Origin of the sequence: uncultured Marivirga sp. (assembly GCF_963974845.1) — a bacterium.
Classification (GTDB): domain Bacteria; phylum Bacteroidota; class Bacteroidia; order Cytophagales; family Cyclobacteriaceae; genus Marivirga; species Marivirga harenae.
The window spans coordinates 1-12,468 of the sequence record NZ_CAXBEQ010000016.1; the positions used below are offsets into that span (position 1 = coordinate 1).

The following is a 12,468-nucleotide window of genomic DNA, read 5'->3' on the forward strand; positions in this document are numbered from 1 at the left end:
AATGATTGAATGATGACTATTATGGTTATTACGTACCTCATGTTGTGCATAACGCCACTGTATAAATTCGTGGCTGATTAAAAGTATAAAAATTTGCGTTAACTACCGAGGCAATCCGCAGGATTGGCTTATTAATTTAATTTTCACTAATAAGTCAATCCTGCGGATTGACGGTCTTTCTACAAAGAGCTAAAGGAACAATTACCTGCAAACAGCCATGATTTAATACAGGATGTTGTGCGCTGTTTCTTATTCCTTTTTTATTATTTTATTCAAGCATCGAGTGATTGCTTCTCGAATGTCATCTGCTTCCGTTGAACCTTGTCCTTCTGCTGTGCATGAACAAACAAGTGATGTTGTTGACGATGATATAAACTGTATGGTGACTTCAATTGTATAACCACCTAGCCCTGTACTTCTTCTACCGCTTTCACCGTAATTAATAATCAAGGTTTCGCTAGATATATCGTCTTTCAATTCTGGAATTAATATATATCCTTGCTTAGCTAAAATTCCCGTAATAACATCTCGTGGGTTAACACTTTTACTCGTTGAATAATATTGCCCGCTGACTGATGCTCCAGTACTCGAAGTCAGACTTTTGGTGTGGGAAATATAAATGTATTTGTAATCCTTAATATCGCCATTTTTTATTGCGGTTGCTGGTTGCAAGGTAGCGCAACTGATTATAGCTAAACAAAAGACAGATAATGTTAAAATTTGATTTAGTTTCATTTTTAATATTCTACACAAAAACAATTTGGTAATTCACAAATTGCGCACAACGTTAAGTATATGAAGCGTGGCATCCCGCAGGGTGCCATGATTTCATATACAGTGTTGTGTGTTTTATTTTTCTAAATATTTGTATTGTCTTCCTAAAAACTTAACTGTTTCTATTTCACCTGTTATTAGAATTTCATTCTGTTCGATTTTCAAACGAATAGTCTTGAGATCTGTAAGAAAATGAGGATCATCTCTTAAAATTACATTCCATTTTTCTTCATTTGACAATTCCTTGTCTACAATAAGAACTACAGACTTTCCTTGCTCGCCAAAATTTCCCACTGAATTAATTCTTCCTAAAAATGCATATCCCTTGTCCGCCCATTCGTATAGTTCACTAATTCCATCTAACAAATCTTTTTTTTTGAACTCGATTTCTTCAATTAACTGTATTAATTGGGTTCGATGTAGCGTTCTGTAATCAATTTCAGAATCGAGAAGTTTTTTAACCGCTATTCTAGCAGAACTATCCTTGAAATTAATTGAAATCAATTCTGTGTACAGTTCCATTCCCAATTCATCCTCAAGATGTTGGTTTGAATAAACCCATGATTCAAATTCCTTTGCTGAAATTCGATTCTCAATGAAATCTGCTATTATTTTTGATATTTCTAATTGCATTTAATATTACACTAATTGTTAGGTGTAGTGTTTATATCTTATTTTTCTTTTTTGGTTTAACCTTCCCTTGTATAAGTTTTTGTAAACTTTCAATGCGAGCCAATAATTCGTCAAATGTTAATATTTCAACATCTTTGCTATTACTACGGAGTAATTCAAATGACCTTAACTGTTTTTTTGTTAAACCCTTAATTTCCCCCATAAGTACAACACATTTTGAATTATATGTTTCAAATGGTTCTTCCGTTTCCATTTTTATATTAGCAAAGTGTTTCTGGAAATTATCTCTTTGATTCAGAACTTGAGAAATTCCACCTGATAAGTCATCACTTAAACCAAAGACGTCTGTTCCCCTATACGGCTTGCCTTTTTTAATTAATTCAGTTTTATGTGTTTTAATTTCTATAAAAGCTACATTCTCCGTCAAATTATTTTTAACCAAAAAGTCGTTTAGCTTCCCATTTTTATTAGAAAGGTTCTTACCTCCAACGTAAGCCTCATCCTGAAATAAAATAATCGGGAAAGAGAAGATATGTGAAAAAATCCAACTGTGCTTATTTAAGTATTCTTGCCATTTCTTTTCAGTTGCAGTTGAATCAGCAGTACGATCCATGAGAACTTTGAATTCTTCAATGACATCCTCTATGTACTTTGCATCTAATTTCTTTTTAGTGTCTAGAAGTGTTTCTGAGGTCAAAAAATCATCAGTAACAGACAATTTATCAAACATTTCCTTAATGGCTGATTTATCTTTATCTGAAAATTCCTTTATAGAACTTCCCCAAGTTGAAACAACTTCTGCAATTGAATTTTTAACATATTTCAGCTCTACTTCTTCGATATCATCAGGAAAGACTACTTTTAATTGCTGCTGAGCTAAATTCGCTCTGTCTTGAGATTGTTGATCAAGTTTGACTGTAAAAACATCATACAGTCTTCGCATGATGTGTTCATTTAAAATGATTTTATTATTGGTAATATCTATTTTAGGAGTTCCACCCTTTTTAATCTCTATTGTTTCTATTTTAAGTTCTCCGATAAAATCTCCTATCGGTTTTAGTTTGGAGTTAAACCCATAACCAAATGCGGCAGCTTTAATCGTTCCAACTGGAAGTTTACCTTCAAATCCATTGTAAATGAATTTCTTAACATTTGCATATTTGTCCTTGCCATCGTATCCCCAAGGAAAATGTACCTCGCAATCCTTATTGAGATAAACTTCTTTACTGATTTTTTTTATTTCTTTTTCAGAGTCGATAAATTCATAAATAATTCGAGTAGCAGTTTTCTTTAATTCTTTTTCTTCTCTAATTGGTTCTTCTGTTGCCATATTCTTAATTGCGCATTCTGACTAAAGTTTTTCAGTATCCCAAAAATCTATTATTTAGATTTATTAATTCTTTCAATTTCTGTAATCTCCCGTTAGCCTGGAAGTCAATGGCTTGGCTACAGGAATTACACACAACGCCACTGTATAAATTCGTGGCTGATTAAAAGTATAAAAAATTCAGTTAACTACCGAGGCAATCCGCAGGATTGGCTTATTAAATTAACTTTTACCAATAAGGCAATCCTGCGGATTGCCGGGCTATCTACAAAGAGCTAAAGGAACAATAACCTACTAACAGCCATGATTTATACAGAATGTTAAGCTCATTTATTTTGATATATCCTTGAATCGGCCATTACGAAAGTCATTTAAAACATTTTTGATTGAAAGAGCTATGCATCGTGCGGTTTCAAATGCGTATTTAACAAAAGCCCAATCTTCATCGTTGATTTTTTCGAAAAAGTATCTTGATTCCACAAAAGTGTTGGAGATTGCCTGAAGAGCTTGATTAAAGTCCCTAAAATCGACTCCATCGAAAGGTTCTTTGGTTGGTTTTTCAGGTACATCTTGGGCAGTCATCAAACCTATTTCTACCAGTAAGGCATTTTTCGATTTTTCAACTTTCTTATATTCCTCTTCTATGGCAGATTTCAAGAATGGGGGGAATTCCTTATACAAATCTGTTAAATTATGTCCATAAACTACCCCATCTTTTCTTCCTACTATCATAAAACTTTTAAGATATAACTCTATCGAAAGACCTATCAAAACATTAGCTGAAATCATTTTTCCTAATGGAGAGTTGTTTGGGTCTTTTTTCAGGTCTTCTTGAATTTCGATATCAATTTGCAATCCATGATTATACATCTCATCAGCCTGTTCAATAGCTATCGGCAAAGCATTCCTATTTATTTTTTGACTTTTCATGATTGATTGAAATTTGGTGTAGAATTGAGCTTAACGTCAGGCTATCGATCGTTTTGATTGGGAATCTTAGTGATTTGATGACCTTTCTTAAATGATTCGATAGCTGATGTTGTCTTTAGTATATTTTTAATTACTCCTAAAGTAGTAGAAATAATGGTAATTGAAAAATACGATGTTCCTTTCTTAAATCCTCCTGCCTCATCTGCCATGTCAGTTGGAGGCATGACCTAATGGTATATAGCTAGGGCTATGTAATCCGTTGTCATGCTGGTAGAAAGTCCAATCCAATCCCTCATAAAAATGATTGCTTTTTCATTAGCCTCTCCATTTCTTGACTTTCTGGCAAGAATCGGCTAACTTTAATCTAAGTTTTTTAACGGTCTCTACCGTTTAGAAGCACTCTGCTTCCACGGCTCGCCCGCAAAACTTAGGCCTTTTCAAGGCTAATCAATCCGATTTTTATACCCTCTTTCTGCCAACTGACTAGCAGACTAATCTTAAGAAAGGAATTAAATACAACGGCCCTGGCTATGAGCAGTAGCGTCCCGCAGGGCGCTATTGCTTATAGGTTTTGTTGTGGCCAGTTTTTTATTTCCATTTATTTATTCTCTCAGTCTTGTCCTCAAACTCGGAGGCAAGGGAATGTATTCTTGATTTAAGAAGCAATTTACGTCCTTCTACTGTTCTTGTGTACACCAATTCACATGCCCCTACAAAACGTCTCCATTGTCTCTCGAAATATTCAGCGAACTGTTTTTTACGTCCAATGATTTCAGGCACTGAATGATAGTCTTTTTGGGAAAGTACATTCAAAAAGAAACTCTTACGGATGACCACATATCTCGGATTGTCAACCGTACCAATGATTTCCTGCAAGGATTTGATAAATGTTGATTTCTCGTAGGTTGTACCTCCCTCCAAATGGCAGTAGATGGCTCCATAATCATCAACATCTGAAACTACGGTCAGCTTTGAATAGTCCGTATGAATTGCACCGACTTTTATTAGCGATTCAAGCAGTGCTTCACCTATTTGATGTATGTCTTTTGAAATATCTCTGTATTTCACGAATGCTCTAAAGGTCTTAAATGCAAGTCGACCAAATATTACGAAACCTAGTCCACCAATAAACATTAGCCAGTAAATCAAATCTTCTTTACTCCTTATATGTCGTGCGGCTCTACCCAATCCTTGTAACGCTTCAAATCCGAATCCGACTAACCCAGAACCAAGCATACCTAATAGATATTTAATGGTTCGGTTATAGTAAAGTGATTTCAGGGATTTATACTCTTTGTCCTCAGGGAAAGGAACTTTAATTTCTTCAATCAATGTTGCACCGCTTTCCAAGGCCTGTTTCCACTTTTTCTTGAGTTGGTCTCGTTGTCCAGCATTGGTAAGCATACGGTTATTAAGATTGACTATTTCTTGTTCTATTGTCAATTGGTCAGGCAGGTCTAGGCGACCAATTCCATTTTCAATACTCACTTCTTCTCGAAATGACACTCCTACAAAGGCTTTGAATCGCCTTTTTAGTAACTGAATATCGTCACCTCCATCGGGTGTTGTTGTGTCAGCACATACCAAATGCCAAATATTGCCCGTCTTATCAATGTTTTGTCGCTCCGTTCTAATCGCACGACCTCTCATTTGATTGGACAGAACATATGAGCCAACGAAACTTGCAAGGATGAGAGAATTAATTGAAGGAGCGTCCCAACCTTCACCAAGCAATGATTTTGTTCCGACAAGTACCTCAATGTGTCCCTTTTGAAAAACCTGTGTGATGATATGAACAATATCATGCTTTAATTGCTCTGTCGAGTTTACTACCAAGTATTGGTTATCAAAAGGCAGGGGTGAAGTGGATAGACGTTCAATTTTGTATTTAGCAGCCATCTCTTTGAATGCCTCAAAAGCTGAAACAGGAACAATAATTAATGAACCAGTCAGGACGCCAATCTTAATGTTCCGCTCATTGGTTCTGCGCAACTGCTCGAATATTGGCAGCACCCCAATCTTGTTCAACTCCAACGAGTTGGTTGATTGGCTCACAAGGAACTCCTTGCGGATATAGTCGGTGAGAATAACCATCCGCAAATCTTGCTTCAAGTGGTCATGCTCAAAATCAACAATTTGGTCAATGCTTCTTAATTTACTGATGCTTGAACTCAGGAAGTTGTTGATTTTTCGGTTGTGTCTGAAATTCACAGAACGTCTCTCTATTGCTCCGTTCCGTTTTAGTTTGTTGGTTAGCTTTTTCTGATGTTCTTCATATTGTGCAAAATTGTCAGGGTCTTTGTACAGGTAGAAGGTAAGCAAGATTTCAATCCATTCATAATTCAGTTCAGGAACTGTAAACTTCTTGTCTCCAATTATCTCAAGGTGGTCTTTTGTGATTTCCTTCCCAACTGCATTGAGGAATATCAAGGTAGCAGAGTAATATTCAAGATTGGTGTAAATCCAGTCCAGCTGTTCGTTTGGCGTCTGATAAATCGGATGTCTTTCAAGGGCTTGAATTAGCGGCTGGTCAGCTTTGATGTCATTGAATAATGTTTTAATTCGCTGGCGGTACTCGTCAATTTTCTGACTCTCTTCAATAGTTGGGCGCGAAAAAAAGACGTAGTCCTGATGTGGACACAAGTCGCCTTCTACAACCAACTCCGGCACGCTAATCTCCGCATCAACAGGCCCGTTCAGTTCAATGTAACGCTGCCATTCTAAATGAGAAACATCATAAGGTGGAGTAGCAGTAAGCCCAACAATTGTTGGGTTCAGTGCCTTTTTGACCTCTGTTAGCGATTGCCACCACGCATTTTTGAGGTGATGAGCTTCATCAACTACAATCGTCCCAATGTTTTGAGCTTGTAAAAGCTGAATGATTTCTTTTGTCTTTGAATTTCCCTTGCCATTTCCGTTGTTTCCGTTTTCTTCTTCTGATTCTTCTTGTTCTTCATCAAGGTCAGCCCCTGAACAAGCAGCATGAAGTGCTTGATAAGTCGCAACTGTCAGGAATTGGGGATTCTTGATGTCCCTTGAAATCCAGTCGGGTTTTTGTTTGACCTGTAAAAACAGTTCGCAGAATCGCTGTATCCATTGGTTTCTGATGGCTACAGTCGGAGCTAATACCAGTGTCGGTTTGTCCAGTCGTAAGGCAACTTCCAGTCCTAATACTGTCTTGCCGGAGCCGGGAGGTGCTATGATGTGCAGATGGTTGTCGTCAAGATGTCCTTCTAACTCGTCAAGTACTCGCTCTTGGTATTTTCTCCAGTCGTATTTGAATTTTATGTCAGAAGGAAATTGCTTCAAGTCTATCTTTGTCGTTTTTCAAATTGGCCACAACGTTAAGAATATGGGGTGTTGGGCATTTCATAGCTCCGTACTACCAATTCTCTATATATTTTCTTAAATGTAATTAATGTCGAATTTAACACTATCTGCCCAATAACCTATATTTAGTGTTAGCGGTATTCTTTTTGTCTTTATTCTATAGGTTGGTCTCTGTTTCATCCATGTCTGCAAATGGTTCAAAAGTTATATATTGTGGTTTTTTGAAATAGGGATATTTCACATTCAAAATTTTCTCCTGTTCTTCTTCATTGATCACAATCATGAATGTAGGGTCTTCATATTGTCCAGACAAAACACTTTCTATTTGATTAATGGTGTAAATTCGGTATTCTGCATTATACATATAAAATGTTGGAGTGTTTACAATGAATATTCCTTGAGTATCAAATTCGGACAGGTCAATGGTTTCTCCTTTATACTTCTTTTGAAAGTGTTCTTCCAAAATGGATTTATTATCATTAAACCAAACAAGTTTATTTTTCATGGTTTCATTGTATGACTTTGTCTTTCTAGAGCCGACTGAAAATGCATTAAAGTCATTTTTCTGGTTTACCAAATCATATCTCCCTAACAAATGTTTACAGTCACAGATATAGATCGTCTTTGTTTTAGGACTAAGAATTATGAAATCAATTTCACCAAGTCCAGAAACATCAATACTTGTTGTTCCATTTTTATGTTTAATTTGTTTCACATTGCGGTCATACATTATGCCTTGAGTTTGCAATATTTTTTCAACTTCATCATCCAGCCATTTGTCGTGATCATCTTCTTTCCTGTGCACATAAGTTTTGAAACATTGGTTTTTCATCCATTCTTCTGGCGCTTTGCCCCATGGAATGGCATTTGTCGAATATTGAAGAATGGCTTCAGTCCAACAGTTCTTCCCAACAAATGCAAAGTCTTTACCATCAATATTCCATATGATTATTGGTCTGTATAGATAGCGATTCAGTTTATATGGTTTACAAGCCAAATCCATTAAGTCCATTTTGTTTGACTTGTCTAATCTTAATCCTTTAAAGAAGTATTCTGCTGTTTCTAGTGGCACCCCAAACATTCGATTTAGATTGACTGTAAGGGTTTCCCAACCCACTCCCATAGTTTCTCCACCTCTTGATTTTAATTCTTCATGAATAGTAGCAATTAAATGTCCAACATCTTCGTATCGAATTCCAAAGCAATCTTGCAATGCTTTTTTAAGGTCTGTAAGTCCTGCAAGCTCAGAATTATCAACTACTGACTTGGTTAAGTGCGATCCAAATTCTTTACTAATGTGTTCGAAAATAAATTCATAGTGATGTCTTCTACTGAAAAAATACTTACCTTCTTCAAATGAAATGTCTACAACATCCTCAATCATTGACTGTTCAGCATATAAATCGACACATGTAAGTATTCTTTCTCCCAGATACAATAGGTCATTTACAATAGGATCTATCCGTTGTTTATATTTTTGGTCGGTTGTTTCACCTGTAGCCATAGAAACTTCACAGCCCATTTCTAAAATAAACTTTAGTATTCTTCTATATGAGGCTATATACCTACCACTTATCTCTGGAGAGATATCTTGATGAGGATGCAGAAAAGCTAATTCCGTGGCTTGTTCATGGAACCAGAAAATATTGCGATAAAAAGTATCTGAGGTCTCAGAGTGACATATTTCTTTGAATTTTGAAATATAATATTCCAAGCTAAAAACAACAATCTCTCTGACATTGTCTTGATTTTCAAAAGGTCCATTGCCAAATTTATCAGAGATGCGGTTTGATAATTCAGTCCTGAATTTATCTTCGGCATCTTTTTCACCTTTGAAGACGAAGTATTTATCTTTTACAATATGAACTCCCATATGACAGAATATTAGTTGCCGCTAACGCGAAGCTAAAATGCGTTTGCAACACTTCGCTAATGAAAAACTAAAGTAGCGAAGCCAAACCATAACCACAATTATTGTAAGAAAAAAGAAGAAAACCTTCCTGAATGCTTGACCTAAATCTAAATGAAATAATCAGTTTGGCTTTGTGGAGAACTCTCTACACACTTTGCTAGAAGCAGTAAGCAAATGCATTTTTAGCAAATGTTAGAGTGATTTTTCATTTCCACCATTGCCTGTTTTCTGTTTTTCTAGCACCCTCTATATCCATTTTATCTGGAGTTCCTCCGTTAGCTATCAGGAAGATAATCCATCCATTTGAAGCGTATTTATCAGCTGGACGAAATTCGCTTGTTCCTACATCCAAGTCTCCAGATAAAGGTATTCTGCTGTCTCCCCAATTTGCTATTAAATGTTTATCACTGCCATATTCAGTCCAGGTACCAGCAAATTGATTATTATTGTACATTGCAGAGACACTCCATAAGTCGTTATAAGCCAATTGCCCACTTTCATCTTTATACCAATTGGTAGTGAATCGACCAGTAAAAATTCCAGCATGTGATGATGCCTGATTCTCAAAGAATTTATATTCCCCAGCAAGAATTCCCTTATTGCCAGAGGGATAGTCTTCTGAAATGAAGTAATATGATTCCTTAATCCTTATTGTGCCTTGAAACTCACAAATATTATCATTTACCATGCTTTTTCCATAAACTAAGTATTCCAAAGGGTCAGATGGGTTTTTAATAATTGATAGGAATTTTATATGTAGTCGGAGATAATTCTTACCGATAAAGCCCAAACGTCTTTCGGTTGGATTGTTCAGCCAGAAACTACTGAGATTCATGATTTTTAGCTCTTCTAAATTCGGTTCTGTAGTTTTGTATTCGGCATCAAGATAGATTATATCTTCATAATCTGATAATCCTTGGCTATAACAAGTAAAAGATACGATCGAAAAGAATATTAAAATTAATATGAGTCTCATTTGATTGTTGGTTCTGGTTCCATTATTCACTCTAACGCCACTGTATAAAACCCGTTTGTTACACTAGGCTATGAAATACTGAAAGTAGTAATTTATGCTTTCTTCGCAAACGGATACACTTCATTAATTGCAAAAGCTTTGAATAATTAGGTGCCATAATTGATCAATGCATTACACTTGGTTGCTAGCTATGAAAAGCAAGCTTAAATTACGGGCTATTTTGCACTCAATTCGCTACAAGGTGGTGAGCAAATGGGTTTTATATCTTGTTATAGCTTTTTTAGTTTTCAAGGTCCACTGTACTCTTCGAAGGTTCTGTTGACATGTAAAGAACAGTGATGTGCTTTTCTTTGCTTCTAATTCTGTCCAAGATATTTCCATATTTTAAAAGACCTTCAATAGATTCTGTTTCCTGGTATTTTTGTCCATTTACTGTGTATGAGTAAGTGATTTTATATCTGTCAGTAACCACTTCTGTTCCCAATTTTGTTTGCTTTAAATTCTCAACAGGTTGGTATTCGATTAATTGTCCCTCTGTCTGTGAGTCAAAGCCAGAAAGTCGCTTACTGTCTGCCATCTGGGGGTAATAGAAACTGAAGAAAATAAGTGCAAAAATTAAAAGAACTACTAATGTCCCCCAAATTATATTTTTAGGATCCCATAGTTGATAAAATTTCACTTTCTTTGCCATTAGCAGTGTTTTGAGGAGCTTATTAGCTATAACGTTAAGAATATGGGGTGTTGGGCACTTTAAGGCTCCAAACTACCAATCCGCTACATATTTTCTTAAATGTAATCATTTTCAACTTTAGCATTATCTGCCCAATGACCTATATTTAGTGTTAGGGGGTGTGTTTATTCATCAGCATCAGGTTTATTGCAAGTCCTTCTTTCATCAGAATTGTGGATCTATAGATTTGCAAGGTAGTAGTCGCTTCTATTATATCAACGTCTTCAAAATGGAGGTTTTCGAATGAAAGTCCTTGATATCTCTTCTCAGGATCGTTCTTAAGCATAGGGTTCTTCATAGGTTCGAATGAGATTTGACTTTCAATTAGCCCATACGAGCGAAGAGTTTCTGAGTACTTATCCAGTTGGGATTTCAATTTAGTTGCCAATCCTTCATCAATCATTAATCTTTCAATTTGTTCATTCGATTGCGGGTTGAAATATGAACCATTCTCGTTATAACCACCAGAAGCATTAATCATATGTTCTTGAACATTCCCGATGAAATCTATCAATTCAGATGTCGTTTGTCTAAGTTTAAGGATGTCCGCATAAAGTAAAGAATCTTCTTTTAGCATACTTTCCAATTGATCCATTGAGCGAAAATGAAAAGTTAGCGTAGAATATTCCAATAGCTGATTATTCAGCTCTGATTGTTTTGAAGATTTCTTGTCTGTACAGGAGAAACAGAGAAATATTACAGTGCAGGTGATGTAAATTTTATTCATTTTTTATAATCTATAAAAATGTCGAATTAATGCCCCCTAACGACCGTATAAAACCCGTTTGTTATACTGGTCTATGAAATATTGAAAGTAGTAATTTATGCTTTCTTCGCAAACGGATACACTTCATTAATTGCAAAAGCTTTGAATAATTAGGTGCCATAATTGATCAATGCATTACACTTGGTTGCTAGCTATGAAAAGCAAGCTTAAATTACGGGCTATTTTGCACTCAATTCGCTACAAGGTGGTGAGCAAATGGGTTTTATATCTTGTTATAGCTTTTTTAGTTTTCAAGGTCCACTGTACTCTTCGAAGGTTCTGTTGACATGTAAAGAACAGTGATGTGCTTTTCTTTGCTTCTAATTCTGTCCAAGATATTTCCATATTTTAAAAGACCTTCAATAGATTCTGTTTCCTGGTATTTTTGTCCATTTACTGTGTATGAGTAAGTGATTTTATATCTGTCAGTAACCACTTCTGTTCCCAATTTTGTTTGCTTTAAATTCTCAACAGGTTGGTATTCGATTAATTGTCCCTCTGTCTGTGAGTCAAAGCCAGAAAGTCGCTTACTGTCTGCCATCTGGGGGTAATAGAAACTGAAGAAAATAAGTGCAAAAATTAAAAGAACTACTAATGTCCCCCAAATTATATTTTTAGGATCCCATAGTTGATAAAATTTCACTTTCTTTGCCATTAGCAGTGTTTTGAGGAGCTTATTAGCTATAACGGTTCGGCTATGCGTAGTGCGGGATTTGAAAGCTGAAAGTTTCAAATTTGCACTGAGCCAATAGTTTATATTTTGTTTTTAATTTATTCACTTTAAATACCAAATTAAAGTATTGGCGGACTCCTTAAAATGCACTGACCTTTCGTTTAGCAGAAAACCCGCATTACGTATAGCCATTGTTGTAAGTAGTGCTTTTTTATTCACTTACTTAATTTCAAAATCCGAAACGCTCCTTGAATTACCAAAATGAAAACGATTGTTCCGATAATCAAATCAGGCTTGCTCGAACTCAACCAATTTACCAAAAGTCCAGCTATTATTACTCCTAAATTGATAATCACGTCATTTGAGGTGAAAATCATACTCGCTTTCATATGTGCCTCTTCTTTGCTCTTTGACTTT

General features: G+C 35.7%; 11 protein-coding genes and 1 pseudogene. All 12 read right to left on the reverse strand.

Annotated features, from left to right (window positions below; all coding sequences use genetic code 11):
• Positions 1-249: 249 nt before the first annotated feature.
• Complete coding sequence (locus AAC601_RS18855) at positions 250-735, reverse strand: hypothetical protein (RefSeq protein WP_340154111.1); 486 nt, start codon at positions 733-735, stop codon at positions 250-252.
• Between the two features lie 114 nt (positions 736-849).
• Positions 850-1,407 (reverse strand): hypothetical protein, encoded by a 558-nt coding sequence (locus AAC601_RS18860; protein ID WP_340154112.1) that lies wholly within the window; start codon positions 1,405-1,407, stop codon positions 850-852.
• Between the two features lie 31 nt (positions 1,408-1,438).
• Positions 1,439-2,737 (reverse strand): Shedu immune nuclease family protein, encoded by a 1,299-nt coding sequence (locus tag AAC601_RS18865; RefSeq protein ID WP_340154113.1) that lies wholly within the window; start codon positions 2,735-2,737, stop codon positions 1,439-1,441.
• 327 nt (positions 2,738-3,064) lie between these two features.
• Positions 3,065-3,664: a hypothetical protein gene (locus AAC601_RS18870; RefSeq protein WP_340154114.1), complete on the reverse strand. Its 600-nt coding sequence runs from the start codon at positions 3,662-3,664 to the stop codon at positions 3,065-3,067.
• 41 nt (positions 3,665-3,705) lie between these two features.
• The gene (locus AAC601_RS18875; protein ID WP_340153379.1) at positions 3,706-3,888 is read right to left on the reverse strand and encodes a hypothetical protein; all 183 of its coding nucleotides are present in this window, start codon (positions 3,886-3,888) and stop codon (positions 3,706-3,708) included.
• A gap of 364 nt (positions 3,889-4,252) precedes the next feature.
• On the reverse strand, positions 4,253-6,973 hold the full coding sequence (locus AAC601_RS18880) for a DEAD/DEAH box helicase family protein (protein ID WP_340154115.1): 2,721 nt from the start codon (positions 6,971-6,973) through the stop codon (positions 4,253-4,255).
• Positions 6,974-7,151: 178 nt separating this feature from the next.
• Positions 7,152-8,867: a hypothetical protein gene (locus tag AAC601_RS18885; protein ID WP_340154116.1), complete on the reverse strand. Its 1,716-nt coding sequence runs from the start codon at positions 8,865-8,867 to the stop codon at positions 7,152-7,154.
• Positions 8,868-9,111: 244 nt separating this feature from the next.
• The gene (locus tag AAC601_RS18890) at positions 9,112-9,882 is read right to left on the reverse strand and encodes a hypothetical protein (protein WP_340154117.1); all 771 of its coding nucleotides are present in this window, start codon (positions 9,880-9,882) and stop codon (positions 9,112-9,114) included.
• Positions 9,883-10,162: 280 nt separating this feature from the next.
• Positions 10,163-10,573 carry a hypothetical protein gene (locus AAC601_RS18895; protein WP_303269706.1) on the reverse strand — a complete coding sequence of 137 codons (411 nt, stop codon included), beginning with the start codon at positions 10,571-10,573 and terminating at the stop codon, positions 10,163-10,165.
• Positions 10,574-10,724: 151 nt separating this feature from the next.
• Positions 10,725-11,339, reverse strand: a complete 615-nt coding sequence (locus tag AAC601_RS18900; RefSeq protein WP_340154118.1) for a hypothetical protein — start codon at positions 11,337-11,339, stop codon at positions 10,725-10,727.
• 283 nt (positions 11,340-11,622) lie between these two features.
• Positions 11,623-12,033 (reverse strand): hypothetical protein, encoded by a 411-nt coding sequence (locus tag AAC601_RS18905; protein ID WP_303269706.1) that lies wholly within the window; start codon positions 12,031-12,033, stop codon positions 11,623-11,625.
• A 233-nt stretch (positions 12,034-12,266) separates the two neighbouring features.
• Positions 12,267-12,468 (reverse strand): annotated as a pseudogene (locus AAC601_RS18910) (cation transporter); the annotation flags it as partial.